The organism is Paenibacillus sp. J2R1T-4, assembly GCF_059692235.1.
The window spans coordinates 102,002-128,572 of sequence record NZ_JCAUBA010000004.1; the positions used below are offsets into that span (position 1 = coordinate 102,002).

At 46.1% G+C, this 26,571-nt stretch carries 29 protein-coding genes and 1 pseudogene; 23 read left to right on the top strand and 7 right to left on the bottom strand.

Annotation, left to right across the window (positions count from 1 at the left end):
• Positions 1–716: 716 nt before the first annotated feature.
• Both AC58QD_RS09340 and AC58QD_RS09345 read right to left on the bottom strand, forming a co-directional pair.
• Positions 717–890, bottom strand: a complete 174-nt coding sequence (locus AC58QD_RS09340; RefSeq protein ID WP_497332374.1) for an STAS domain-containing protein — start codon at positions 888–890, stop codon at positions 717–719.
• Positions 841–1,125 (bottom strand): hypothetical protein, encoded by a 285-nt coding sequence (locus AC58QD_RS09345; RefSeq protein ID WP_497332376.1) that lies wholly within the window; start codon positions 1,123–1,125, stop codon positions 841–843. Before AC58QD_RS09345 ends, AC58QD_RS09340 begins: the two co-directional genes overlap by 50 nt.
• A 184-nt stretch (positions 1,126–1,309) precedes the next feature.
• On the opposite strand from AC58QD_RS09345, the gene AC58QD_RS09350 reads away from it, so the two are divergent.
• A complete protein-coding gene (locus tag AC58QD_RS09350; RefSeq protein ID WP_497332378.1) occupies positions 1,310–2,353 on the top strand; it encodes a cation diffusion facilitator family transporter in 1,044 nt (347 codons plus the stop codon).
• Positions 2,354–2,407: 54 nt separating this feature from the next.
• On the opposite strand, the gene AC58QD_RS09355 is transcribed toward AC58QD_RS09350, so the two are convergent.
• Positions 2,408–2,947, bottom strand: a complete 540-nt coding sequence (locus AC58QD_RS09355) for a phosphatidylglycerophosphatase A family protein (RefSeq protein ID WP_497332380.1) — start codon at positions 2,945–2,947, stop codon at positions 2,408–2,410.
• 228 nt (positions 2,948–3,175) lie between these two features.
• Here AC58QD_RS09355 and AC58QD_RS09360 point away from each other — a divergent pair, with 228 nt between their 5' ends.
• The 4 genes from AC58QD_RS09360 (at position 3,176) to AC58QD_RS09375 (ending at position 7,112) form a co-directional block, all read left to right on the top strand.
• Positions 3,176–4,204 (top strand): GerMN domain-containing protein, encoded by a 1,029-nt coding sequence (locus AC58QD_RS09360; protein ID WP_497332382.1) that lies wholly within the window; start codon positions 3,176–3,178, stop codon positions 4,202–4,204.
• A 197-nt stretch (positions 4,205–4,401) separates the two neighbouring features.
• Positions 4,402–5,499: a hypothetical protein gene (locus tag AC58QD_RS09365; protein ID WP_497332384.1), complete on the top strand. Its 1,098-nt coding sequence runs from the start codon at positions 4,402–4,404 to the stop codon at positions 5,497–5,499.
• A gap of 142 nt (positions 5,500–5,641) precedes the next feature.
• On the top strand, positions 5,642–6,400 hold the full coding sequence (gene rph, locus AC58QD_RS09370) for a ribonuclease PH (protein ID WP_497332386.1): 759 nt from the start codon (positions 5,642–5,644) through the stop codon (positions 6,398–6,400).
• Complete coding sequence (locus AC58QD_RS09375) at positions 6,384–7,112, top strand: non-canonical purine NTP pyrophosphatase (RefSeq protein WP_497332388.1); 729 nt, start codon at positions 6,384–6,386, stop codon at positions 7,110–7,112. Before rph ends, AC58QD_RS09375 begins: the two co-directional genes overlap by 17 nt.
• A gap of 118 nt (positions 7,113–7,230) precedes the next feature.
• Here the strand turns inward: AC58QD_RS09375 and AC58QD_RS09380 are convergent, their stop codons facing one another.
• Positions 7,231–8,223 (bottom strand): AraC family transcriptional regulator, encoded by a 993-nt coding sequence (locus AC58QD_RS09380; RefSeq protein ID WP_497332390.1) that lies wholly within the window; start codon positions 8,221–8,223, stop codon positions 7,231–7,233.
• A gap of 139 nt (positions 8,224–8,362) precedes the next feature.
• Here AC58QD_RS09380 and AC58QD_RS09385 point away from each other — a divergent pair, with 139 nt between their 5' ends.
• Positions 8,363–8,719 (top strand): cupin domain-containing protein, encoded by a 357-nt coding sequence (locus AC58QD_RS09385; RefSeq protein ID WP_497332392.1) that lies wholly within the window; start codon positions 8,363–8,365, stop codon positions 8,717–8,719.
• A 19-nt stretch (positions 8,720–8,738) separates the two neighbouring features.
• The gene (locus AC58QD_RS09390) at positions 8,739–10,019 is read left to right on the top strand and encodes a neutral/alkaline non-lysosomal ceramidase N-terminal domain-containing protein (protein WP_497332394.1); all 1,281 of its coding nucleotides are present in this window, start codon (positions 8,739–8,741) and stop codon (positions 10,017–10,019) included.
• Positions 10,020–10,224: 205 nt separating this feature from the next.
• On the opposite strand, the pseudogene AC58QD_RS09395 reads toward AC58QD_RS09390, so the two are convergent.
• Both AC58QD_RS09395 and AC58QD_RS09400 read right to left on the bottom strand, forming a co-directional pair.
• Positions 10,225–10,386 (bottom strand): annotated as a pseudogene (locus AC58QD_RS09395) (N-acetyltransferase); the annotation flags it as partial.
• A gap of 73 nt (positions 10,387–10,459) precedes the next feature.
• A complete protein-coding gene (locus AC58QD_RS09400; protein ID WP_497332396.1) occupies positions 10,460–11,971 on the bottom strand; it encodes a sulfatase family protein in 1,512 nt (503 codons plus the stop codon).
• A 180-nt stretch (positions 11,972–12,151) separates the two neighbouring features.
• Here AC58QD_RS09400 and AC58QD_RS09405 point away from each other — a divergent pair, with 180 nt between their 5' ends.
• The 8 genes from AC58QD_RS09405 (at position 12,152) to AC58QD_RS09440 (ending at position 19,421) form a co-directional block, all read left to right on the top strand.
• Complete coding sequence (locus AC58QD_RS09405) at positions 12,152–13,087, top strand: GNAT family N-acetyltransferase (protein WP_497332398.1); 936 nt, start codon at positions 12,152–12,154, stop codon at positions 13,085–13,087.
• Positions 13,088–13,158: 71 nt separating this feature from the next.
• On the top strand, positions 13,159–13,755 hold the full coding sequence (locus AC58QD_RS09410) for a TetR/AcrR family transcriptional regulator (protein ID WP_497332400.1): 597 nt from the start codon (positions 13,159–13,161) through the stop codon (positions 13,753–13,755).
• 73 nt (positions 13,756–13,828) lie between these two features.
• Positions 13,829–15,061: a beta-ketoacyl-ACP synthase II gene (gene fabF / locus AC58QD_RS09415; RefSeq protein WP_497332402.1), complete on the top strand. Its 1,233-nt coding sequence runs from the start codon at positions 13,829–13,831 to the stop codon at positions 15,059–15,061.
• Positions 15,062–15,126: 65 nt separating this feature from the next.
• Positions 15,127–16,398 (top strand): MFS transporter, encoded by a 1,272-nt coding sequence (locus AC58QD_RS09420; protein WP_497332404.1) that lies wholly within the window; start codon positions 15,127–15,129, stop codon positions 16,396–16,398.
• Between the two features lie 193 nt (positions 16,399–16,591).
• Positions 16,592–17,089 carry an NUDIX domain-containing protein gene (locus AC58QD_RS09425; RefSeq protein ID WP_497332406.1) on the top strand — a complete coding sequence of 166 codons (498 nt, stop codon included), beginning with the start codon at positions 16,592–16,594 and terminating at the stop codon, positions 17,087–17,089.
• A gap of 134 nt (positions 17,090–17,223) precedes the next feature.
• Positions 17,224–17,349: a hypothetical protein gene (locus AC58QD_RS09430; RefSeq protein WP_497332408.1), complete on the top strand. Its 126-nt coding sequence runs from the start codon at positions 17,224–17,226 to the stop codon at positions 17,347–17,349.
• Positions 17,350–17,896: 547 nt separating this feature from the next.
• Positions 17,897–18,664 (top strand): DeoR/GlpR family DNA-binding transcription regulator, encoded by a 768-nt coding sequence (locus AC58QD_RS09435; RefSeq protein WP_497332875.1) that lies wholly within the window; start codon positions 17,897–17,899, stop codon positions 18,662–18,664.
• Positions 18,665–18,686: 22 nt separating this feature from the next.
• Positions 18,687–19,421: a multinuclear nonheme iron-dependent oxidase gene (locus AC58QD_RS09440; protein ID WP_497332410.1), complete on the top strand. Its 735-nt coding sequence runs from the start codon at positions 18,687–18,689 to the stop codon at positions 19,419–19,421.
• An 85-nt stretch (positions 19,422–19,506) separates the two neighbouring features.
• Here AC58QD_RS09440 and AC58QD_RS09445 read toward each other — a convergent pair whose 3' ends face one another.
• Positions 19,507–20,265: a YheC/YheD family protein gene (locus AC58QD_RS09445; protein ID WP_497332412.1), complete on the bottom strand. Its 759-nt coding sequence runs from the start codon at positions 20,263–20,265 to the stop codon at positions 19,507–19,509.
• Between the two features lie 233 nt (positions 20,266–20,498).
• Here AC58QD_RS09445 and AC58QD_RS09450 point away from each other — a divergent pair, with 233 nt between their 5' ends.
• From AC58QD_RS09450 to AC58QD_RS09485, 8 genes are all read left to right on the top strand, one after another.
• Positions 20,499–20,645 (top strand): hypothetical protein, encoded by a 147-nt coding sequence (locus AC58QD_RS09450; protein ID WP_497332901.1) that lies wholly within the window; start codon positions 20,499–20,501, stop codon positions 20,643–20,645.
• Positions 20,646–21,047: 402 nt separating this feature from the next.
• Positions 21,048–22,280, top strand: a complete 1,233-nt coding sequence (locus AC58QD_RS09455; RefSeq protein ID WP_497332414.1) for a M16 family metallopeptidase — start codon at positions 21,048–21,050, stop codon at positions 22,278–22,280.
• A 26-nt stretch (positions 22,281–22,306) separates the two neighbouring features.
• Positions 22,307–23,068 carry an aminoglycoside adenylyltransferase domain-containing protein gene (locus AC58QD_RS09460; RefSeq protein ID WP_497332416.1) on the top strand — a complete coding sequence of 254 codons (762 nt, stop codon included), beginning with the start codon at positions 22,307–22,309 and terminating at the stop codon, positions 23,066–23,068.
• A gap of 97 nt (positions 23,069–23,165) precedes the next feature.
• Complete coding sequence (locus AC58QD_RS09465) at positions 23,166–23,750, top strand: GNAT family N-acetyltransferase (RefSeq protein WP_497332418.1); 585 nt, start codon at positions 23,166–23,168, stop codon at positions 23,748–23,750.
• Between the two features lie 93 nt (positions 23,751–23,843).
• The gene (locus AC58QD_RS09470) at positions 23,844–24,905 is read left to right on the top strand and encodes a Gfo/Idh/MocA family protein (protein WP_497332420.1); all 1,062 of its coding nucleotides are present in this window, start codon (positions 23,844–23,846) and stop codon (positions 24,903–24,905) included.
• A 73-nt stretch (positions 24,906–24,978) separates the two neighbouring features.
• Positions 24,979–25,443 (top strand): NUDIX hydrolase, encoded by a 465-nt coding sequence (locus AC58QD_RS09475; RefSeq protein ID WP_497332422.1) that lies wholly within the window; start codon positions 24,979–24,981, stop codon positions 25,441–25,443.
• 12 nt (positions 25,444–25,455) lie between these two features.
• Positions 25,456–25,611 (top strand): hypothetical protein, encoded by a 156-nt coding sequence (locus tag AC58QD_RS09480; RefSeq protein ID WP_497332424.1) that lies wholly within the window; start codon positions 25,456–25,458, stop codon positions 25,609–25,611.
• Positions 25,612–25,706: 95 nt separating this feature from the next.
• The gene (locus AC58QD_RS09485) at positions 25,707–26,516 is read left to right on the top strand and encodes an AAC(3) family N-acetyltransferase (protein ID WP_497332426.1); all 810 of its coding nucleotides are present in this window, start codon (positions 25,707–25,709) and stop codon (positions 26,514–26,516) included.
• The last annotated feature ends 55 nt before the right edge of the window (positions 26,517–26,571 follow it).

Sequence of the window (26,571 nt, forward strand, 5' to 3'; positions counted from 1 at the left end):
GTTAATATCTCTCAAACGCAGCATATTTGAATTATAACTGTAAAAGCTGCAGTTAATAATTAGACTTTTACCTAGATAAGCCGGGCATCATAAGATTAACGGTAGGAAATGCAGTTAATTTGGTAAAAGGTCCTGATCCCAGAAAATTAACTGCAGCTTTTGCAGTTTAAGTAAAGTCACGAACACGAACACACACTTTTTCAAGCATGGTGAGCAAACGAGCTTTTATGGAGTAATACCTAAGTAGTAACACAGCAAGGTACCTATTGGATGCGAATAGGTGGGTGGAACGCCGAATAGGTACTTGCGAGGTACTTAACTAATCAAAATAGCGTCGGGAGGGAGCAGAAATAGAGCAATATGTACCTGTGAGGTACCTATTGCTCGTCAAAAGGTGGGTGGAACGCCGAATAGGTGCCTGAGAGGTACTTAACTAATCAAAATAGCGTCAGGAGAGAGCAGAAAAAGAGCATTAGGTACCTGAGAGGTACCTAACGGACACCAAATGGTGGTTGGAACTCCAAATAGGTGCCTAAGAGGTACTTAACTAATTAAAATAGCGTCAGGAGGAAGCAGAAAATAGAGCAAAAGGTACCTGAGAGATACCTTTTGCTCGCCCAATGGTGGATGCATCTTCAGACTTTGTTGAATTATCAGAAGAGTGTCACACCGAATTGACTTTCTAGAGTATCGTATGGAGCATTTCATAGGTTCGCTTAATGGCCCTGAAGCATGCTCATTCCCATTTTTTCGATAAGCAGCTTGCTCTCCTCGTTTAATCCTTCGATCTGTACCGTCTTTCCCAGCTGTTTATTTTTAACGATCACTTTGCCTATTGCGTTAACAGCGGATTGATCCCATACATGAGAAGCGGATAGATCGATAATCACTGCGTGTGACGCTGTATGTTTTGATTCCGTTATACAAGTAAGGAGATACTTGGATACGGGCTATTTTCCATGCAAAAAATAAGGCGCTTAGTAATACACCAGCCAGAACACCTTTGGACAGGTCATGGGTAGCCACAACCGTCCCTACTGTGACGATCATAACAAAGGCATCCGCTCTCGGCAGCTTGTGAAGGCCGGTTCCGGACGACCAATCAAAAGTCCCGATGGAAATCATGAACATAACGCCCACTATTGCTGCCCTGTAATAGCTCCAATTGTTTCTAGTGATTGACAAAAGGGGTGAACTGGGTTATAACGAATATATGAGCAAGTATTCATATATTATAAATTTGATGCCACATACATTTGCTCTGATGCATACATAATGATAGTGAGATTTATCGGAGGTGTAACCCAACATGACTACAAACGATTCTCAGTCAAATAACAAGTTTAATGCAAAGAGCAATCATTCTTGTGATCATCATGATCACAGTCACGAACAGGGTCACAGTCATGACCATGATCATGACCATAATCACGATCACGGTCACGATCATAGCCACGGCCACGGCCACCACCATCATCACCATGGCTCAGATGGGACCCGCAAAGGTTTAACGATTGCCCTGATCATTACAGCCACCATCATGCTTGTAGAATTCATCGGTGGATGGATAACGGGCAGCTTGGCCCTTTTATCCGACAGCGGCCATATGTTAAGCGACACGGCGTCCTTGCTGCTCAGCTTACTAGCTGTAGGTTTCGCCGCCAAGCCGCCGTCTCCAGACAAGACCTATGGATACTACCGCTTCGAAATACTCGCCGCTCTCGTTAATGGGATAACCTTAGTGGGAGTATCCGGCTTCATTATTTGGGAAGCGATCGGACGATTGCAGGAGCCGCCAGAAGTGAACAGCGGAGGAATGATCCTCATTGCGCTTATAGGCTTGTTCGCCAATATAGTTAGCGCATGGTCGCTTGTTCGAAAGGGCAATGTAAAAGACAACATCAACCTGAGGAGCGCATATTTGCATGTAATTGGTGATGCGCTCGGGTCACTTGGAGCGATTGCTGCTGGTCTTATCATGTATGCATTCGGTTGGTATATAGCAGATCCTATAATAAGTGTACTGGTAGCTGTGCTTATTCTGAAGGGAGCTTGGGGAGTGCTCTCCCATTCCGTACACATTCTGATGGAGGGCACGCCGCACCGAATAGATCAAAGCAAAGTTCATGAAGCACTACTGAGCATAGAGGGTGTTGATAATGTGCATGATTTGCATATTTGGTCTCTGACATCTGGGATGGATGCTTTTAGCTGCCATCTGCTTATAGGTGAGGGTGCAGACAACCAGCAGGTTTTGCAGGCAGCCATTGAAGTTTTGGCTAACAGGTTTAATATTACCCACACGACCATACAAGTGGAAACCAGGCACATTCAACATAAGGATCTGCATTAGCCACAACGTCCCCCAGTGATTCTCACTGGGGGACGTTGTGATTGCGGGCCAAAGTTAACGCAGCTCTTTTCCTTTTGCTTCCAACTCTGTTTCCTTCTCGGCTTGTTTCCGGTGTGCGATCCTGCTGCTCGCCGCCGCAGCGATTGCGCCAACTATATCGTCTAGAAACGTATGCGTCTCCCCAGTTGACTTATCGTTCAACCGTTTCAGGATCCCCGGCTTGAGCTTATCAATATAGCCAAAGTTCGTAAAACCAATGCTACCGTAAACATTGACGATAGACAAAGCTAATATTTCATCACAGCCGTATAAGCCCTCATCATTCTCGATCATTTCTTGAAGCGGGGGCAGCAGCTTGCCTTCTGCAGCGAGCATATCGAGCTGGATACCGGTTAAAATGGCGTTCTGAACCTCGCGCTTCGATAAGACCGCATCTACTGAAATCAGACATTCTTCCTGTGTCAAATTCGGGAAATAAGGCTGCTGCAAGAACATCACCAGCTCTCCGATCTCTTCCCTGTGGACGCCTCGCTCTAATAACCAGGCTTGAGTCGCATCCGATACCTTTTGACTGTTCAAACTGTATTTCTCCACCCTGATACCCCCAGTTCTAATCCTTTTCTAATACCTCATATACAAGCATAACATGTTACGGTCAAAATTATCCAATTCCATTCTGTTCAGCGGAAGACACACAAGTCTCAGATCGGACAACCTATACAAAGCTCGGACTCAAAATGGGACAAAAAGTAGTTATAAATCGGCAGAAGGCTCGTATACATAGTAGTACCTAGTCCTAAAGAAACCATAAGGAGGATTCCAATGAAGCCGAGCTACTGGATGAAATGGGGAGCCATTGCAGGAGTAACTGTTCTGCTAACTTCCGGATGTTCCCTGCTGAAATCAAGTGAAATCGACCCGCCACAAAACGTTGCTAGTACGGATTCACGGGGGGATGCCCTAAGCGTAAGCGCAACTGTTCAAGGATCGACGCAAGCAGTCACATTGTATCTGAAAGACCGTAACGGCTTTATCGCACCAGTTACTATGAACGTGCCCAAGGTAGTCGGGATTGCCCAAAAATCATTGGAGTTCATGGTTGAGGATGGTGTTTCGAAGGGGCAACTGCCCAAAGATTTCACAGCTGTTCTACCGAAGGGTACTGTGATTAAACCGTTGGATATTAGGGATAAGACCGCCACGGTCGATTTCTCCAAAGAGTTCAAAAATTACGCGGTGCAGGATGAACGCAAAATTCTTGAAGCGATAACCTGGACATTAACCAGCTTCGAGGGTGTGGAGAATGTACAGATCTTAATGGATGGCAAGGTACTAAAAGAAATGCCGAATGGAGGCACGCCGCTTGACGGGAAGCTTTCGCGGGCGATGGGCATCAATATAGAACGTGCAGAAGGCGCAGAATTCGGGCAATCAACTCCAGTCACGTTGTATTTCCAAGGTGAAACTACGGATAAGACCAAGTACTACGTTCCCGTCACTCGGATGGTGAAACGAACAGACGACAAAGCTAAAGCGGTAATGGAACAGCTTATTCTGGGACCTACCGTCAAGTCCAAGCTTCAATCCGTGCTTGCATCAACGCTGGAGCTCCCTAAGCTTGAGACCGTGGATGGTGTCATGTCCGTTAACTTCACCGACAAGTTATTAGGTGCGGATAAGAAAGCTCCAAGTGCTGGAATTGAAGCTGTTGTACTATCGTTGACGGAGAACGCGGGTGTCTCGAAGGTCCAGATCAAGGTGAACGGGAATGCTACTGTAACCTCGACTGACAATCAGAGTTACAATAAGCCGGTTATGAAACCGACGAATGTCAATGCAATTAAGATGTAGATAGAGAACCAAGCGAGAGTAGGAGAACATTAGAAAAGAGCTCGTTTCCTTATGGGAGGCGGGCTCTTTGACTGTGGCTGGAAGTTCGCCCTTGGATTCCGTCAAAGCTGCATTTTTAACATGATGGGGACCGGGAACTATTGTATACTCTTACTTATAGGATAATTCATCCAATTTATCTATGAGGAGTCGATGTCATGATTGAGGGGCGTCAAACAAATGAATCTTCAGTGCTGCTGTTTCCATTGGACGGTGACATGCTGAACGAATTCGATGGCTGCATCAGAGACGAGCGCTTGTATATTCAGGTCCGATTAGCGGGTCCGGAAGGAAGCCGATTAACTGTAAATGGGAAAATAGCCGAGCGAGCCGATGACGGATATACCGCGGAAATCGGGTTATCCGATTATCGGAATACAATCACAATCGTGGACAATACAACCGGCTATAATGAGAATGTAACGGTGTATTGGCTGAAAAATGCCACTAACAAATACAGATTATCGGTAGACGACAACATTTGGTTTTTACGGGATATTGCCGCAAACAGCGGCTCCTACCGCTCAATTTTTGATAATCCGTACTTGAACGTTTATAAAGAGCTAAATGACAAGTACGGGACGAAGGTGCATCTCAACCTCTTTTATGAGACCGACGGGTTCAATCTGTCGCAGATGCCCGACAAGTTCAAGGAGGAATGGAAGGCTCAGTCGCATTGGCTGCGTCTGACGTTCCACTCCTTGCAGGAGCAACCTAGTATGCCGTACAAGAATGCTCTGCCTGGGGAGATAATGCGGGATTGTGAACAAGTGACTCGCGAGATTGTCCGTTTTGCAGGAGAGGAATTGCTCGATACCGGCACGACCATCCATTGGGGCGAAGCGACTCGCGAAGGATGCAGGGCATTGCGTCAATTCGGCTTTCGCGCACTGGCAGGATATTTCAAGTTTGCAGGGGATAAGCCTTCCGTTTCCTATTATTTGGACAAATCCTGCATTGAGCATTTGAACAAACGGGATTTCTGGAAGGATCATAGTGAAGATATTGTTTTCTGCAAAATTGATATGGTATTGGACCAGACGAAAAAAGAAGACATCGTCCCAAATCTGGAAAAACTTCGGGCGAATCCGCATGAGGCGGGATTCCTGGAGCTGATGGTTCATGAGCAATACTTTTACCAGGACTACGTGGTGGCTTATCAACCCGACTTCAAGGAGAAGCTCGAGACGGCAGTGAAATGGGCTTCAGAAAACGGATATCGGCCTGCTTTTTTGAGCGAATGTTTCGATGAATAAGAGCCTCTTGAGCATAACCGCCAAGGACCTTGCCTCAAGTTTTAACTGGGAATAATGCTTTTCGTGTTGGACTTTGGTAGAATGAGGGGATTAAGCGTACAATAAACAAGGTTGCATGGAACTAAGATGGAGGAATTACACAATGAGATCAGACGGAAGAGACTATTCGGAGCCGCGTACAATCGCGATTACCCCCAATTATATTAAGTATGCCGAAGGATCAGTCCTGATTGAAGTAGGCGACACCAAAGTGATCTGCACAGCTTCAATCGAGGAGAAGGTACCTCCTTTTATGAAAGGACAAGGCAAGGGCTGGATCAACGCAGAATATTCGATGCTGCCGCGAGCCACTCAAGTTCGGAATCAACGGGAATCAGCCAAAGGCAAACTCGGCGGACGCACCATGGAGATTCAACGTTTGATCGGACGCGCATTGCGTTCTGTTATTCAATTGGATGCATTAGGAGAGCGGACAATTACGATTGACTGTGATGTTATACAGGCAGACGGCGGTACAAGAACAACCTCGATTACGGGTGCTTTTGTTGCTCTTTGTTTTGCCGTGAACAAGTTGATGTTGGAGAAGAAGCTGAAGGCCTCTCCGATCACTGATTTTCTGGCTTCTATCAGTGTAGGTGTAATTCAAGAAAAAGCTTGTCTGGATCTTAATTATATCGAGGATTCCCAAGCTAAGGTTGATATGAATGTTGTGATGACTGGACAAGGAAAGTTTGTAGAGGTGCAAGGTACGGGGGAAGAAGCTCCGTTCACGCGCGAAGAGTTAAATGAGCTGTTAGCTTTGGCCGAACTAGGTATCGGTCAAATGATTGAGAAGCAAAAAGAAGTGCTTGGACCGATTGTTGCGATTGTAGGCGGGGGCAAATATGCGGCTCAGTCTTGACGGGGGTGTACTCGTTATCGCGACTCGCAATGCAGGCAAGGTGAGGGAGTTCGCTCATCGATTCGGCAAGCTGGGCTTGACGGTTCGGAGCCTCGCCGACTACGACGCGATGCCTGACGTGGTCGAGGATGGCGACACCTTCGCGGCCAACGCCGAGAAGAAGGCCGTCACGATCGCGCAGGCGCTCGGCCTGCCGGTGCTGGCCGACGACTCGGGCCTGTGCGTCGACGCACTCGGCGGAGCGCCCGGCGTATACTCGGCGCGCTACGCTGGCGAGCCGTCCGACGACACGGCGAACAACCACAAGCTGCTGCAGGAACTGCAGAGCTTGCGGTTGTCGCCGGAGGCGTCGGACGAGCGTGGCGAGCCGAGCGTGCAGCGCGCGCCAAGCGCCAAGGGATCGCCAGCTGAGGCTGGCGATCTCTTGGCGGCGCAGGCGCTAGCTGCTGCGGGCGCGCGAGCGCTTAGCGCGGCGCGCTTCGTGTGCGCGCTCGCGGTGCACGACCCCGCGAGCGGCGAGACGTTGCACGCTGAGGGTGCAAGCGACGGGTGGATCATCGACACGCCGCTTGGCGAGAATGGCTTTGGGTATGATCCGCTGTTCTTCGTCCCCGCATACGGGAAGACGATGGCGCAGCTTACTATGGAAGAGAAGAATGCTATCAGTCACAGAGCTCAGGCAATGGATCGTTTACTTGGGATGTGGAAGTGATATCCATATTTAAGGTTTTGCCCGAGAGTGAGCCCAATGCCGGACCCGGGTTGATCACGATGATATGACACACATCACAAGCTCCAAATGAATAAATTCCCGACAGATCGATTCCAAGTTAGAATGGAACCGATCTGTCGGGAATTTTATTTTTACGGTAATTGAAGGGAGTCATTCCTGTTTTTCGCTTAAACAAAGTACTGAAGAAGGATTGCGAGGCGAAGCCAAGCTGCTCTGCGATTAAAGTGACGGAATCATTGGTGTTCCGCAGCCTGTCCTTGGCTTCTTCAATTCGAATATCTGCCAATTTGTCACGAAAGGTCGTGTTGTACAGCTGCCTGATGATTCGATTCGTTTGGCGGGTGCTGAGGTGGAGCAGGTCGGCCAGGTCCTCTAATGTCAGATTCGTATTATACTGATCGAAGAAAGTATCGATCACATGACTGCGCTGATCATCGCTGATTCGGTTCGGGATATGGTAAGCACTCGTCTGTAAGGACGTATTAGATCGCAGCACATGGATTAGAATTTGGTTGAAATAAGCTTGAAGCTTGGCGTAATACCCTAGGGGACGGGTCTCAAGTTCATGAATGATTTGTTGCAGCAAAGATAGGTTGCCGTCATGGTCCACTGCTTCGCTATATTGGATATTGCTGAGGGAAGTTCTCAAGGATTCGATCTCGCTAGCGGGATAGTACGATTCCGTTTCCTTCAATTCTACATATTCGAAGCGAAACGTATATTTGCATAAGGGCTCCAGTTTATCCGTACCCGCAAGAATAGCATGATACACTCCAGCAGGGATGACATAATAGTGGTTGGGCTTCAGCGTTATTTCCTCTCGATTCAGTACCAGAACTCCCTTGCCTGACACGATAAAATGAATCTCCATCATGGAGTGGTTATGCCGATTAGCGCGATGGGGGGCGTGTGCGGACAGGAAAGTATCGTCCAGATAAATATCGAATAGCAAAGAGCCGATTCGGGTTCTGATGTTATAGTTTTCTGAAGTAAAGCTGTTCAATACAGTCACCTTCTCGCCTTTAGGCAGTTCATTTACATCCATTATAGTAGAGTAGTTAGAGGAGTGACAAGCGATTGATCCGATCATTCACTTCAACTGAAACTGAAAAGATACGAATGAGACATATTTCAGTGATTGATGTCATCAAGTCGGGTATTCCATCGTTATGGATCACGCTATACTCAGGTTGTATTCAACTAAATCAACTTAATTGGAGGAACAACCGATGCATCAAGCATTTGTAAAAAAGCTTTCCGAGCTGGCAGGGTATGAAGGAGAAGGGGTAACCTTTCTGGAAGAAAATGAGGCCGAGACCATTTCCAGCAATTACGTGCGTCTCAAAACAAACCAATCGACAACAGTCGGTAATCATGACGATGAAGAAGAGGTATACATTATTATGGGCGGACGCGCAAGCTTGAGATTAGGAGATACCGTTCAAGAGGTAGGATTCGGCGATGTCGTCTATATCCCTAGAGATGTGGAGCACCAGGCAACCTGTATTTCGGATGAGGACTTTGAGTACATTTGCGTCGCCAACTGGCCAGATCGCATACCTGGACAACCTGTGCATCATAAGTAATAGCGAGGAGGAGCTTCGCATGCGTTTTGGAGCAGCCAAAGATATCGTGACACCGGATCTGCTCACATTTATGGGTGGATACGGATCGTTCTTCAATAAACCATTTCAAGGAATCCATGATGATTTGTATGTGCGTGCACTTTTTGTAGATGATGGCTGTAATCCGCTGTTATTCGTATCTTTGGACCTGCTTTTCCATGACTACTCATTGACTCGCCAATTACAGGAATGGGTAGGACAGCAGTACGAGCTTGCACCCGATCAGCTATTTCTCAGCTACAGCCACACGCATGGCGGGCCAGCTGTTGTGGGCTACGACGATGAGAGCCAGCATTCGGAAGAGTATGAAGCTTTTCTGTTCGCTCGAATCAAGAGCTGCATCGCGCGTACGATGGTGAACCTGTTCGAAGGGACATTGGAGCATGGCAGCGTTGACGGGGATTGGAATATCAACCGCAGGTCGCTCGTGAATGGTGAGATGCTGAATAAGCCTAATCCCGAAGGTGAAAAGGATGATCGCATACACGTCTTGCGGGTACTGGATGCCAATGGTCGGACGAAAGTAATTTTATTCAATTATGCATGCCATCCTGTAACGGTAAGGGATACCTTATATTTGTCAGGAGATTTCCCAGGCCGTATTTGCCACTTGTTGGAGACGGAATACTTCGGGGCGATGGGCATCTTTTTCCAAGGGGCGGGAGGGAATAGCCGGCCAAAGGCTACCGCATACGGTGGTTCTTTCATTACTTGCACCTATGATGAAGTCAATGAGATGGCCGCCTCCATTACGCTTCGTATCAAAGGATTATGCTCAACACCAGGGGCTTTAAGGCCAGTGGTACTAGACTTGGCAGCGTGTCAATTCAATATCCGGCTCGAGCTTGATCCATATCCTAAGCAGCACTTCGCGGAAATTGCGAGCGATCCTGCTTCCAGGCCAGGGCTAGTTGGTATGGCGAATAAGGTGCTGCGAAATTATGATGAGATGGAGGATCATATCCCGCTGCCAGCAGGCTTGGTGCGTTTGAGCAGGAATCTATATATTGCCTATATGGGCGGGGAACCTTGCTATGAAGTGAAACACAAGCTTGTGCAGTTGTTCCCGGACGTCACCTTGATGTTCTTCGGATACGCCGACGCGACGGCTTACATCCCGGATGATAAGATCATCGCGGAAGGCGGTTACGAAGCAGAAGGCTCCGCAGAGGAATATGGGCTCAAAGGGAGCTTGAAGGCCGGGATTGATCGGAGCATGGCGACAGCGTTCATTCGGGCTTATGAGAGTTTGCAAGGTTAAGCCTTAGATTTAGGACCTGAGTAGTAACGAAAAACAGCTGAAAGATAGTTACTACTTGGGTTCCTTAATAACCAAATGTTTATCAAGCCATTCCTTGAATTTCTGCAACATTCCGATTGTAACTTGATGGTTCACCTCAGAATATTCCACTAATTGCACATACTCAGACAATTCCGAATGCTCTTTACCTTCGCAAACAGGAGATTCATAACTTTAAACTACGCGTGATTGCTTCATCGGAACTAATAATTTCAAATCCCATAGAATCATATAATTTCGAAGCTATTTCATTGTTACGCCTATGACTGAGTTTAATTTCATGGCAATGATGCTGTTCTTGGAACAAATGAATTAATAGTTCCATTGCTTGTCTGCCATACTGTAACTACAGATTTTTTGGTTATAATCATGTATCTTTTCTTTGTTGGAATCCCCTACTGTCAGGCCCCCGAAATTCGAGGCATTGGCATTGCCTCCTTGCCAAGCTCGGCCCACATGAACTTGAGCAGCAGCTCTGATTTGAGCTCAGCTGAGTCGGCATCATCCCATAGATTGTTGAGCTCACCCGGATCTTCCTGCAGATCGAACAATTCACCGTACGCCTGGTTATAGTAAACGGTAAGCTTGTATCGCTTATTGACGTAGGTTTTCTGGTGAATCGTAGTGGGTTCATGACGAAACTCGCAGATGGCATGGTCGCGCGCTTCACTTTGCGTGCCTAGCCACACCTTACTCTGATCTAGACCCGTCATACTGCCTGGGATAGGCAACCCTGCAAAGCTAAGAAACGTCGGAGCGAGATCCACCAAAGACTGAATGGAATCACAAGTGATCCCTGCCGGCACATGGCCGGGATAACGGACGATAAAGGGGAGTTTGATCAAGTCCTCATAATGGAACCCACCTTTGGCCTGCAATCCATGCTGCCCGAAGAAATGACCGTGATCCGTAGTAAAGACGACAATGGTGTTGTCCGCAAGTCCAAGCTCTTCTAGCTTAGTCAAGATGGACCCAATGTACTTATCCATTAAGCTGGTCATGGCATAGTAAGTTGCGACCTGTTTTTTGTGTTCCTCTTCGGTGATTTTGAGATGCGAATGGTAGCCGTGTATGCCGAAACCGGTCTCTTTATAAGAGGAGAAGTCCGGGTCTGCTTGTTGTGTCATCTTTAAATGCGGAGGGTTCTTCTCATGTTCCCCTGGTGTTATCTTGGGTATTGTGAGCTGATTAGGATCATACATCGTGTCCCATGGCTCCGGTACCAGATAAGGCGGATGCGGATCGAAGAAGCTCGACCACAGAAAGAAACTTTCCTCGGAATCTTTATATTGCGTAAGCAAGGCATTCGTTCTCTCCGCAATCCATGTGTCATAGTGAAACTCCTCAGGAATGGCCCATTTGTGACGTTGTTTGGGGTCCATCGTTCCTGTTGGAGCCAAGTAATAATCTCTCCAGTTTGCACATCCTTTTTCCTCCAACCACAATGCATAATGCTGACCTACGTGAGCTTCATTCGTATGATTACGGGCAAGCTCCACATGGTCGAATCCGTAGAATGTCTCATCGAATGCTCTCCAGTAATCCAGGTCATGCATTAGCGGATAGGATTCTATGGAAGAGTAAGTTTCTGTAGATCTTAATGGCTGAAAGTGCGCTTTGCCGACAAGTGCGGTCCGATAGCCCCCTGCAATGAAATCTTCACCGACCGTATGACGATCTTCGAGCAGCTTTGTTCCTAGAGTCCATGCACCATGTTGACTAGGATATGTGCCTGTAATAATCGATGCCCGAGTGGGGGTGCATGTAGGATTGGGGCAGTAGGCTCTAGTAAAAGTAGTTCCTTCTCGGCCCAACCTGTCCAGATGCGGCGTAGAGATTTCCGGATTAAAAGCCCCCAGCGTATTCCAGTGCTGCTGATCGCTTGTGATTAACAATATGTTAGGTTTTTTCATGGCAATATGCACTCCTTCTCCTGAGTTTCAAGTTTAGATTAGCCGATTTGAGGTTTAAAAGGAATGACTGTTTGCTAATCAAGCGGATTATAGAGTTATATCCAATCTTTCTCTTCCAGGTCATCCCGTATAGGAGTTAGGATGTTAAGTAGATTCTAGAATTGGAGCTGAGCCTGTAAGATGTTACAACAAATTGAAGTTCGTAGCTTTGAGGAAAAGGACAGATCTTTGTTAGGGGCATTCCATCAATCCGTAACAGCCGACAAGAATACAGTTTTTTGGTGGATAGGGCCCCAAGAGAATTGGATCAACGTTTACTGTGCTTTCGAGAATGGTTGGATGGTTGCCAAAGGGCAAGTGGCAGTAGTCAGCAAAGCTGCAGTTGACCTTATAGCAGATGATCCCACGCATAAAATCTACGTGAATCTGAAGGTTGTCCCGGACCGAGAGAAGGATACCGTACTTTACAATCTCGTTTACAATAAACTTGTTCATAGAGCATTAGAGTTAAGAGATCAATTACCGAGCGAGTACAGGACTATGATTTGTGTAGGCAATGTGTCCACGGAAGAACCTAATAATGCTTTTTTTGTTAATCAAGGATATAAGTATTTGAAAAGTTTGTACTCAATGAGCCGAGATCTTGAAGAACCAATTGATCCTATGACTCTGAAAGCTCCTTACCGCTTTATGCTATGGGATATGCCGACGAATGAAGATGTGCAGGAGTACATGGAGATTGATGCCGAGATATGGCCAGATGCACGTATTCAACGGGAACGTCTTATTAATTATCGTCAGAAGCCGATATGGACAACATTGACCGTTCGGGAACAAAATAGGCTCATTGGCAGCACGATGGTATGGAAGAGGGAGCAAGATGGAGCAGGTCAAATCGAGGATGTTCTTGTTAGAGAACCATGGAGGAAGCAAGGCATAGCAAAGTACATGCTTACCCAAGCTCTTCTCTATCTGAAGGATCATAACTGCACGGTGGCTGAATTGCAGGTCGAAGCTGAGAATGAGTCTGCATTACAGCTCTATAGGGGGATCGGATTCGAGATAGATTCGGAAGAAGTGAGATATGGAATGGTTTTGGACAATTCTTCGATTTAACCATTGTATTTTCTCAGCACAAGGAGTACAATGTACCAAAAAGACCGATCGGTCTTGACTGGGGTGTGAACGTGAGAAAAGGTGATCTAACCAAGGAGCACATAATCGAGAAGGCTTCAAAGGTACTCAATCAGAGAGGATTTTACGCCTCCTCACTTTCCGAGATCATGGAGGTAACCGGTCTGAAGAAAGGCGGAATTTACAACCATTTTGAGAGTAAAGATGAGATTATTAGCACAGTGTTCAGCTATTGTGTTAAGGAGATCAGGTTACACATCGATCACGTTGTTTCTGCAGATTCTCATTCTGTCGACCAATTGATTGCCATCGTAACCGTCGTTCAGGATCTGTTCCGAGGAATTCCGTTACCGGGCGGTTGCGCTATAATGAATGCTGCTATTGAATCCGATGATGCACACCCTTCCTTGAAACAGAAGGCTAGTATGTCCATGGATAAATTCCAAGCTAGGATAGCTGAGATTATTGAATACGGCAAGAGCGTGAATGAAATAAAAAAAGATGTGAATGCAGCTGAGACCGCCATTTTTCTCATAGCGGCGTTTGAAGGGGCGCTCATGATGAGTAAGCTGTCGGAGAATGAACAGGCTGTGAGTGTGGTGATTCAATATTTGACGCATTACTTGAACACAGAGGTTAGACAACAGTAATTTTTTTTGACAATGAACAGACCGATCGGTTTCTTAAGTGGGTTGATGTTTCAGTACACGAGGAGGATTCTTTATGAAAAGAGTAGTTATTACCGGAATGGGTGTAATCTCGCCGATTGGCAACGATGTTGACACGTTCTGGAACCATCTTGTCGCAGGGAAATCCGGAATTACGGCGATTGATCAATTTGATACAACTCATTTTACGACTAAGATTGCGGGAACCGTAAAGGGTTTTCAAGCGGATTCCTATATGAGCTCAAAAGAAATAAGACAATATGATCGTTATCTGCAGTTCGCAGTAGCTGCAACTCAGCAAGCTATCGAGCAAGCCCGTCTAGACGTCAGTCGTTATGCAGAACGGGTTGGGGTATACATCGGTACGGGAATTGGGGGTATTCATACACTGCTGCAGAACCACCAGACTTTCTTGGAGCGAGGGCCTAGGAGAGTAAGTCCATTCATGATTCCCATGATGATAGGCAATATCGCAGCAGGGCAGATCTCTATTCTTACCGGAGCACGAGGCCCTAGCATGGCAACAATGTCTGCTTGTGCGACGAGCAATCATGCTATAGGGGAAGCTTTTCACGCAATACGCAGTGGTAGAGCAGACATTATGATTGCCGGAGGGGCAGAGGCTTCCATTCATGAGCTTTCATTAGCGGGTTTCTGCAATATGCATGCAATGTCAACTAATAATGAAAATCCGGAGCAAGCATGCCGTCCATTCGATATGCATCGAGATGGCTTCGTCATGAGTGAAGGAGCAGGAATATTGCTACTGGAGTCTTTAGAAAGCGCACAATCAAGAGGAGCTTCTGTACTTGCTGAGATAGCCGGCTACGGATCCTCTTCAGATGCCTATCATATTACAGCTACAGATCCTGAGGGTGGAGGAGCTTATAGGGCGATGAAGGCTGCACTCGAGGATGCAGATATTAATCCTGAGGCTGTTGATTACATTAATGCCCATGCCACTAGTACACCGTTAGGCGATCAATCAGAAACCAAGGCTATCCAGGCTTTATATCAACAATACGGTAAACCCCCATTAATCAGTTCTACGAAATCTGTAACCGGACATTTATTTGGCGCAGCGGGGGCAGTTGAGGCGGTGGCTTGCATTCAAGCAATTGCTAATAACACTATTCCTCCGACAATCAATTACGAAACCCCTGACCCGAATTGTAATTTGGATTATGTGCCTAATCAGGCGAGAAGCACGTCCGTTAAGGTTGCTATGTCAAATGGGTTTGGATTTGGAGGCCATAACGCCGTTTTGGTGTTTCGTTCTGAAGCGTGATGTTTCCATTTCAAGTAAGATCATGTGTACAATAGATCACAGTCAGGGAGTCAGGGGTGTTAGAGATGCAGAAGGATCGTTCAGCGTCAAAATTGTATTACGGGTGGGTCGTAGTGTTCATCACTTTCCTGACTTTGCTTGTTTCAGCGGCAATCAGTTCCGTTCCTAGTGTATTAATGCTCCCTCTTGAGCAGGAGTTTGGGTGGGATCGCAGTGCGGTATCAGCGGCAGCATCGATTCGAATTTTGTTGTACGGGTTGATGGGACCATTCTCTGCTGCATTAATGGCGAGGTATGGCATACGGAGAATTATGTTATTTTCCATGGCTTTACTGGTCGTCAGTATGTCATTGACCCCGCTAATTACAGAAGTGTGGCAGCTTATTCTGTTGTGGGGTGTAATCGTGGGTATTGGGACAGGGGCGATGGCTAATGTATTGGGTTTGACGGTAGCGAATCGCTGGTTTGTGAAGCATAAAGGGCTTGTCATTGGTATGCTGACGGCCAGTGCCGCGACGGGACAACTCCTGTTCTTACCTCTATTGGCAGCCATAACGAATCAAATAGGCTGGAGATATGCGATCTTTGCGGTGGTCGGAGTACTGTTCCTTCTGATTCCTGTTGTTGCAGCATGGATGAGGAATCATCCCTCTGATGTAGGTGCGGCAGCACTTGGGACAACAGAAGTGATCCAACCTGTTCCGTTCAAGGGTAATCTGTTCCTGACGCCGATACGCGCTCTCGGTGCCGCAAGCCGAAGCGGTACTTTCTGGTTGCTGGCGGGTACCTTTTTCATGTGCGGGTTCTCTACTAACGGATTGATAGGCACGCATCTTATTCCAGCTTGCGGTGATTATTTAATTCCGATCGTAACGGCAGCAGGATTGTTATCGCTTATGGGTATGTTCGATCTGGTAGGCACCACCATGTCGGGTTGGCTTACAGATCGCTTCGACAGCAGATGGCTGCTGTTCTGGTACTATGGTCTTCGCGGGTTATCCCTTGTTTTTCTACCGTACGCTTTAGATTCAGGTTATTTGCAGCTTATGATTTTCTCGGTGTTCTACGGACTGGATTGGATCGCTACTGTTCCGCCTACAGCTAAGATCACTTCAGATACATTTGGTAAAGAGCAGTCGGGTATGGTATTCGGATGGATTCTGGTTGCTCACCAGCTTGGTGCTTCTACGGCAGCATATGGAGCAGGTGTTATGCGGGATTGGTTGGGGAGTTATACGGTTCCGTTTATACTTGCTGGCATTGTGTGCCTGCTGGCTTCTGCAATGGCTGTGAGAATGCGGAGGTCTGGACAGATCGTTCAGATAAATCGTACTTAATCTATTTATTGAAATTTGTAGTTATTTAGTAAAGTTAGATCCAGCAGGCTACCTATATCCATTATTAGGTTCCCTGCTTTTTTTGTCATAGACCTTTAATAGGTAATACCTATAGGATCATAACATATAAGAATTTCTAATTATAAGTGGCCTGTGTTAAAATTCCATAAACTGGAGAAGAGGTGATGAAGGGATGCAATTAATATGTTCAGCAGGCGGAGTTATTATCAAGGACAATCATGTTCTACTTGTCCAAGTTACATATGGCGCCAATAAGGGCTTTTGGATGCTGCCGGGCGGATTAGTAGAGGAAGGGGAAACGTTTGAACAGGCAGCGATCCGTGAAGTGAAGGAAGAAACGGGTATTGTTGCAAATACTGTTAGACTAATTGCAGTGAGGACTGGAGTTAAAGAAAATAGCAGTGGGCTCGAGTATGGCATTTATTTGATCTACGAAATGGAAGAGGTAGCCGGCAGCCCAATTGCGGATGGCTTGGAAGTATCGGCCGCTCAATATAGACGTATAGATGAAGTTCTTCAAGACCCTATGGTTGTTGGATTATCGCAAGAGATCATCTGCTCAGTAATAAATACTGCCCCTGGGAATGGTTTGTTCAGAGTAGAGAGACCTATACTAACAAACAATAGTTACCTCCATTATGATGTTTATACGTTAGGTGGGAAGCAATAGCGCTCTCAATCCAACAAATTGGAACCTTTATCGAACAAAATGAGGCCTACTTGTAATCCTCCATAACTGCTATAATTATCCAGTAGAATGGTTCCTAACCCAGAGTCTCAGTTTCTGCATAAGGGGAGTGAGAGATGGTGGCATTTTCATCCATTCGCAGCTTGGCGGAACAAGTCAAAGAGAACGTTTTGACGCGGCCGCTCAAGCCGATTCCTGGCCTGAAATACTGGATTTTCTCAAAGCCTCATTTGGTTACATAATTTGAGGCAGGGGAACGCAGTTCCACTGATATCCAATTAAGCGAATCATTAAGGACCTCTGGCGATATTTCTCCAGAGGTCTTTTTTAACGCACAAAATTGTGTAAGTTCTGGGTGCATCCGAAGGGTCCCTTTAGGTCCATAGGAGATCAATTAGCCAGTGCTAGTATAGGTTTTATGGGCGGAAAAGTCATTTTTTTCTGGAATAGCCTATTTTACTACTGGTTATTAGCATGGTTCTGAGGAAAATCCGGTAACAATGTGGAAATAGGGGATAGTCAGGTTGGCTAATTAGTCCTGAGCGATGAAATGGCCCAAATAGCCAGCAGTAGCATGGCTTATCCATGACTTCTTAAGTGGGTTGCCACTATAATAGCACCGGCCATGCCCCCTAACCGTTTGATCAATTAAATAAAGCGGAATAAAAGCGAATAAAAACGAAAATATTTTGTTGCAAACATGAATAATAATGCATATAATTGCACTATACCATTTGCGAAAAATTGAACAAACAGGAGAGATGCTGAATGACTCAGGAAGGTGCAGGCATGTTTGCCGAAGAACGTCGCGAGAAAATTCTAGAGCTGCTGCAGCAGGAACAAAGGATATTAGCCAAAGACCTGGCGGAGAAGTTCCAAATATCGATCGACTCGATTCGAAGAGATCTATCGATCATGGAGGAGCAGGGCCTGCTGAAGAAAACGCATGGCGGCGCGATACCAACAACAAAAGTGAGACAATCACCGCCACCTCCAGACGTAAGGTACGGTGAAGGGACTGCGCAAGGTAATGCAATCGCAAAGCTAGCAGTCTCGTATATTAGAGCGAACGATACCGTATTTATTGGAAGCGGCTCGATTTCTTATGTGCTGATGAAGCATTTGCCGGAACGTATGCCGCTAACGATAATAACCAACTCGATACGAGTAGCGGATGGTTTACGGGAAAGGGAGTGGATCAATACTTATCTTATAGGTGGACGGGTGAAGGCGTCGGGGAATATAACCGATGTGCTTGCGAACGAATTCGTGCGGCAGTTCAAGATTGATGTCAGTTTCGTTACTGGAGGTGGAATCTCAGAGCATGGAATCAGTCTGGCAACACCGGAAGTAGCAGCTTTCAGCAGAGCCGTTACCTCCGTATCCCGTCGATGCATTGGACTTGCTACGCATCATTCAATAGGAAACGATGCTTTTGCGAAGGCTGGACCCGCCCAGGAGCTCGATCTGTTAATTACGGATGAAGATGCTGATCTGGAAGCAATTGAACGAATTCGGGCTTTAGGAGTTAAGGTGCTTGTGGCTCCAAGTTCATAATCTGATCATAAGGAGATGTTGGATGACATTACTTGCTTGTAACTATTCTCCCCAGTTGATGTCGCTGCTTGAAGATGGCCGTGTAGCTATTGACTATATCAAAATGGGACGTTGGAGCGTTTTTTGGGAAGAGCTGGAAGCAGTACGCCGTATAAAACCATGGCCAATATTGCTTCATTGCTTGCCGTATGCGGGAAAACCATCATTTGCCGAAATAGAATGGAACGAGCTTAATAAGGCTATTCGAGTATGCGGTTCTCCCCACATCGCGCTTCACCTTGCCGCAATGCCAACTGATTGGGAACAAGCACCCGTGTCCGATGAGATTATCGTGGATAGGATGATTGCTGGTGTGATGCTATGGAAGGAGCTAATGACCGTCGATTTGTTGGTAGAGAACGTCCCTTTCTACGGCTTCAGAGGGACTTTGCGCTGCAGTACAGATCCAGAGATCATTACCCGCATTTGTCAGCAATGTGATGTAGGATTACTGCTCGACTTGGCGCACTTAAGAGTCGCTGCTTGGCATCGCAAAGAGACAACCTCTGAATATTTACAGAAGCTGCCTCTTGATCGGGTAAAAGAAATTCACGTATGCGGGCCTGTCATGGATCCTGTAGAAGGCTTGCGAGATCGTCATTTGGAAATGCAGGTAGTGGATTATGAGCTGCTTGCCGAAGCTCTGCAAGTAACCAACCCGGCCTTTGTCAAGTCTGGAGTATGGCGGCACCGGTCCGCATATGGAATGGCGAAGTGAGATCGATGTGCTGGAAAGACAATTGACGCGATTGCGAACCATCGTATAGGCAGAGGTTACTAGAGCACGCTGCATAAGCTGCTCTTTACTTATATCTCCCATATTTCTTGGCAAAGGAAACGATTCTATTGTACAATTTCGTATTGCTCATGTCTTTTAATGGATAAATTTGCGGTCGTGTATTCACTTCCAGAATCCAAGATTTTCCTTTTGAATCCAACGCCACGTCCAATCCCAGCTCTCTTAACCCCTTTTTATGACGATCAAAATTTTTACCAACACGTACCCCAAGCCGTTTCAAGCTAACTTCCTTCCGCCCAATCGAGGACCTATTGTAGCCAGCCCCTGACATCGTACGACGAAAATAGCCTAGCTTCCCGCCTTGGTTATAGTTTGTAGCAACCTTTCTCGGCCTGCCGATCTTCGTGAAAACAGCCGAACTTACCCATTTCCCTTTGTTAGTCTTTTGAACCATGACACGGATATCGAAAGGTCTACCATTCGTTTTGGCCAATCGAATCCCCTTCTGCAATAAAAAGGATCGCTTGTTCGAAAAACGGCGCAGCTTCTTGTATAAGCCAGCCTTCGAAAAGCAATAAGCTTTGACCGTGTCGTATTGGGTTTGATAGCCCCTCGGTTTTCTTCGGATTCGAATAATATTAGCCCCGCCAGAGCCGCCTGTAGGCTTGAAATAAATCGTTGAATACCTGGCAAGCATCGATTTCAGGCTTTTTTTACTAAACAACATTGTTCGCGGGATATGCTTCCTTAGCCTCCGCTCTTTCAACAGCCATTTGGTTTTTTTCCATTTGCTTTTGCATGTACTGCTCCTGTATTTCATCATCAAGCCCCCCTACCATTACGTCCACACAGCATATGTACATTGTCGGGAGCTTGTCACCGCATTTGCCTATTACCTTGTTGTAGGATTGGTTGATTGTGCAGCAAGGAAACAGGTTTTCCCTCCGTCTATCCTGCCGTTCGGGAGGGATACCTTCCCAATGTTTCATCGTCTGGATATATTTACTTCAGAATGGCTATCCTACTTTCGGATGAAGGGAAGGAGGATGTTGCACGTTGAACGAAAAAGACCAAGCACCAACAATTGCGCCTGGGATGAATATGCATGATCGACTTGAAGAAAAGCCAACAGAAAAAGAAATCAAGGAACACGACACAACTTCAGTTACACGTCTTTACCTCGATCGTACACCGGAGGAATAACAAAAGCCAGCCCTGCAATTAAGTGTGCAGGGCTGAAATTCCACATAACAGTATACCTATCATTATTGCTGCCGCAGCCTTTTTCCACATGGCATTCACTCCGTCTACTGACAACTTGGAAATTTTCCAAATTAGTCGTAAAAATGGTAAAAGTGCTGCTAGGTCTGATGGCATAGCAGCTAATATATGTTGGAATAGACTGAGAAAATAAAGTATCATAGAGATGAATTCATAGTGGGAGCCGTTTCACATGAACACAACGACTGTTCCTGGGCTAAACCATAAGGGGATTAACGCATAATTATATCACTGCTGACACAATCGTTTTAAATGTTCGGGACAGTCTCTTAAACACTATGTTTGGAGACTGTTTTTATTTAGACTCAACAGGAGGGTGTCTCTATGAGCATTCAGAAGACCGTATTGCCTAACGGGTTAACGATTATCTCTGAGAATAACGATAGCGCTATTTCTACCTTATTGTCTTTTTGGGTGAAGGTTGGCGGACATTTCGAGACCCAACATCCTTACGGGACCGCTCATTTTCTCGAGCATATGCTGTTTAAGGGCACTAAGAAACGAACCAAGGACGACATCAGCGAGCAGATGGATGAATGCGGGGGAAGATTGAATGGGGGGACTTCGACTGACAGCACGCGCTATTATACGTATACCCCTTTTGATAAGTGGCGTGAAGGTCTGGAGATCCTCACCGATATGGTGTTCAACTCCACGTTCCCTGGGAATGAGCTTGAAATGGAGAAAAAGGTTGTACTAGAGGAAATCAAAAGAGCAGAGGATGATCCATTCCAGTACGGCTCGAGGCTGCTGTTGGAGAAATTGCGGGGGGCTCATCCTGAGAGAGCAAGTAATCTGGGAACCGCGGAAACGGTAACCTCCATAACCCGTGATCATCTATTGGATTTCCACAAGCAGTATTACCAAACTTCGAATATGCTCTTTATCGCTACGGGTAGAATGGATCATGAGGCATTAGTGGAATTTCTAGCCTCTCAATCTGTTAATGTGAGTGTTCCAGTTCATAGTAAGCTTGAACTTGCTGTTCTCACGGAAATGCCTTTATCCGGAGAAACGATTCATATTCAGAGGCCGATGAAACAAACACATCTTCACTGGGGGATGTATGGTCCTATTACAGGTACACGCGATAAAAGGATCGGGAGTCTAGTCAGTCATCTGTTAGGGGGTTCTCATAGCTCCCGTCTCTATCGCATCATTCGCAGTGAACGGGGGTTGGCTTATTCGGTCAGAGCTTCCACTTCGGGGAATGCCTGTGAAGGATTTCTGATCGGGTATGTGGCAACAGACGTTCAGAAATGCGAGGAAGCGCAGCGTATCGTTATAGAGGAATATGATCGTCTGAGAACGGAACCGGTCTCGGATAAGGCGTTACAGATCGCTAAGAACTCCATGATCGGCAGATATTTGATCGCACAAGACAGCAAAGAAGCCCGTAACAGCACCTTGGCTCACGAGAAGATGTACGGGATTTCCTTGAACCCCCTAGTCGTATCTGAGGAAATTAAAAACATCACTGCCGAAGACGTTCAAGCATTTGCCAATCGTTATTTCGGTCAAGAGAAGATGTTGTTCATTCGTGTAGGTGAAGCTTAGTGAAGTGAGGAGAGGCTTGGTCAAGCATGGACACTCAATTGTATATAGATAAATTCGTTGCATTATTAACAGCAGAACTAAAGGATAATTTAATAGGGATTTACTTACATGGATCACTGGCAATGGGATGTTTTCATCCAAAGAGCAGTGATATCGATTTATTGGTCGTTATACGAAAACAGCTCACAGCGGACAACAATAAGAGGATCACCAGCGGAGTCCTCTCCTTGCATGACGAGATGCCAAACGAACGTGGAATGGAGTTTAGTATTGTGTTGGAAGCCTCTCTTAACCCTTTCGTTTATCCAACACCGTTTGAATATCATTACTCGGACTCTCATCGTGATAGATATAGCAACGATGAGAACTATGTTTGCGGGGGCATGTCAGACAAGGACCTAGCATCTCAAATTACAGTGGCTTATCATCGTGGTTACTCCGTATTCGGTCCATCTCTTCATGAGGTATGCGAACCGGTTCCTCAGCAATATTATCTTGCATCCATACTTTACGATATTAAAGGTGCCTCGAATGGCATTATTAGCAACCCCATGTACATAACTTTGAATCTGTGCAGAGTTCTATTTTTCTTGAAGGAGGGGAACATATCTTCCAAGAAAGAGGGTGGAGAATGGGGAGTACAGACATTACCACGCCATTATCGAGCCATGATTCAACAATATTTGGATGAGTATACAGAGGCATCCGGCACGAAAGAGATCGACAACGAACTGCTAGTTGAATTTGCGGATTACATGTTGGCGGAGATCCATACATCATCAACCTAGAGCCTAATACCATATTTTCACGCCAAAACTTCATCTTGATCAATTAATCAGGCATGTGATACTCTAGATGGAAATATTTTTCACTGGAGATGGGTGTATGGGCGCGATGGGAATGGATCCTATTCTAATATCGATACCTGAGAGCTTTGAAAGTCGTCGTGTACTAATTCGTGCTCCTCTGTGGGGAGATGGCCGTAAAGTAAACGAAGCAATTATTGAAAGTCTGGAACAATTACGTCCGTGGATGCCTTGGGCTCATGATATTCCTACAATCGAAGAAACAGAGATCAACATCCGACGCGCAAGATTGAAATTCCTGGATCGTACCGACTTGCGATTGCTCCTTTTCCACAAGGAAACAGGTCAATTGATAGGCAGCAGCGGCCTTCACCGAATAGATTGGAAGCCGCGTAAAGTCGAGATTGGTTATTGGATTCGTACTTCAATGAGTGGACAAGGATACATTACAGAATCGGTAGAGGCGATAACCAATTATGCGATCCGTGAGCTGGAAGCTAATCGAGTAGAGATTCGCTGTGATTCGCGGAATGTGCGCAGTGCCCGTGTAGCGGAACGTCTTGGTTATACACTGGAGGGAATTATTCGTAATGATGAATATGACGCCTTTGGTGTCCTAACGAACACAAATGTTTATTCCAAGGTTAAAGGTATGGAGTATTAACAAACGTTGGAAAATGCTAGAATCAACTTGAAGGCTGCAAAGTCACAGCAATACGCGGAATTAGTATAATTAGATAAGGAGTGGATCAACGTAATGAGTCAAAAGATGAAGCTTGGGGTAATTGGATCGGGCAATATATTCAGGAGTGCCCATGCGAAAACTTGGAAGGAGCATCCTGAAATCGAAATAAGCGCAATATGCGATATTAACCGGGAAAGAGCAGAGAAAATCGCTCAAGATCTTGGAGTATCCCGTGTGTACACGAATTATGAGGATCTATTGAAGGAAGAGGATATTGATCTGGTCGATATATGTACACCGAACCTGTATCATTCTATCATCTCCATCGAGGCACTCAACAGAGGCAAACACGTATTTTGTGAGAAGCCCGATGCGGTCAATCCAGTAGAAGCACAGAAAATGGCGGATGCAGCCCAAGCCAGCGGTAACGTATTAATGGTTATGCGCAATAATCGCTTTCAGCCGGCAGCGCAGTTTCTTAAACAGTACATAGAAGAAGGCAGTATGGGAGATATTTACACGGGGCGCTGCGGGTGGATTCGGCGCAGAGGGATTCCAGGCCAAGGGGGTTGGTTTACGACCAAGGAATTATCTGGGGGTGGTCCTCTAATAGACTTAGGGGTGCACTTCATCGACCTGACCGTATGGCTCATGGGCAATCCTAAGCCGGTTACCGTATCGGGCTCGACTTATTGCAAATTCGCAGGGACTACTCTGTCTGATTCGGCGAATAGTTCGTTTGGGGAAAAGAATGCCGGCGGGACATTCGACGTTGAGGATTTGGCAACAGGATTCATCCGTTTCGACAATGGCGCCACCCTTCAGATCGAGTTCAGTTGGGCTTCCAACGTCAAAGGAGAAGAGAACTTTGTAGAGCTTAGAGGTACGAAGTCGGGAATCCGATTAGTGAATGGGGAGCTGGAGGTATACTCTGAGACAGCCGGCAAGTTAACCGACACTAAGCCAATCCTGGGTAAGGTAGAATCCATTCATGGTGAACATATCAAACATTTCGTAGATGTCGTAAAAGGTAGAGTAGAGCCGATCAATACTCCGGAACATGGGGTCGATATGATCAAAATATTATCCGCTCTCTATGAATCCGCCAAACTCGGAAGAGAAATTCAACTTTAGTATATAAGGTGACAACAAGCAGCCTCATTGCATTTGCAGATGGGGTTGTTTGGTCTTTAAGGAGGCTCGATCAATGGAAGCGCCCAAGCATTTTATTGCTGTTTCTGCTTTTGTTACGAATGATCAAGGGGAAATATTATTACTACGAACACATTGGCGGTCTGATACATGGGAAATGCCAGGCGGGCAAGTTGAAATAGGAGAACCGTTAGATGCCGCAATTGTCAGGGAGTTTCAAGAAGAAACGGGTATATGGATACGACCTATTGGAGTAACAGGTGTTTACTATAATGCAACAAAGCATGTGTTGTGTGTTGTTTTTAGGGCTGAGTATGTTAGCGGGGAGATTCAAATTCAACCTGAAGAAATACTAGAAGCTAGGTTTATCGAACTGACAGAGTCGAATATTGACCAATACATAACTCGCCCTCAACAAAAATCTCGAACCTTGGATGCATGGAGAGCAACAAACTATGTGCCCTATGAGACTTGGGAGATGAGTCCGTCTTATAACCTGTTAGGTAGACTGGATAATTGAGGTGGATGAAGAATGGATTTAATATGTGAATCAAGCAATAGGAATGACTATCTGATTGAGACCGATTTGATTAATTACTCACATCCTTCTATTAAAGCCAAAGCAGATGAAATAAGTCAGAACGCAGTCAATGAGGTCGAGTTTGTTCACCAGGCTTTCGAATTATAACGTGCAAAGTATCATTGTAAATTAATTTATCCCTATGAAATGACAGGTCAAGTTGTTAAGGTAATGGTAAAAATGCAAGATGGAAAGGAACAAAGATGAAAATTAACGAGTCTGCTTGGCCAATTACCATTTCATCGCTTAAGGCTGAGTTTGCCAAGTTGGGAATATCTGAAGGGATGACACTGCTTGTCCATTCTTCCATAAAATCGTTAAACCGTTGGGTTGTAGGAGGTCCGAATGCCGTTGTCCTGGCGCTGGAGGAAGCGGTTGGAGAAGGAGGGACGATTGTAATGCCTGCGCACAGCGGAGATCTGTCCGACCCAACGGGATGGAGGAACCCGCCTGTGCCGCAAGAATGGTGGAGCCTGATCAAGGAACAGATGCCTGCCTTTGACCGGGATCTCACTTCTACATGGGGGATGGGTGTTATTGCAGACAGCTTTCGAAAGCAAAGCGGGACGCTCCGCAGTGATCACCCTCAGGTTTCTTTTACAGCCAGAGGACCTAGAGCAGAGTATATAACGGATAGTCACTCACTTGCTAATGGTCTTGGCGAGAATTCGCCGCTTGCCCGTCTATATGAACTCCATGCTTGGGTGCTGCTGCTTGGAGTAGAGCATAGCAAGAACACCTCGTTGCATCTGGCGGAGTACAGGGCCGATTATTCTGGAAAACAACATGTCACACTAGGTGCGCCTATCAAAGTGAATGGAAGAAGAGAATGGGTGACGTTCGAGGATATTGATTATGATTCAGATGATTTCCAGACAATCGGAGATGCCTTTGAGCAAGAGGGGAACTCCATCGTGATCGGCAAGATCGGTGATGCTAGTATACGTTTGATGCCGCAGCGGGAGCTTGTGGACTTTGGTGTGAAATGGATGGAACAATATAGGGGACAATAAAACTATTGGGAAGATGTACCATAGGAGCCGCCGGACACCATGTTCGGCGGTTCTT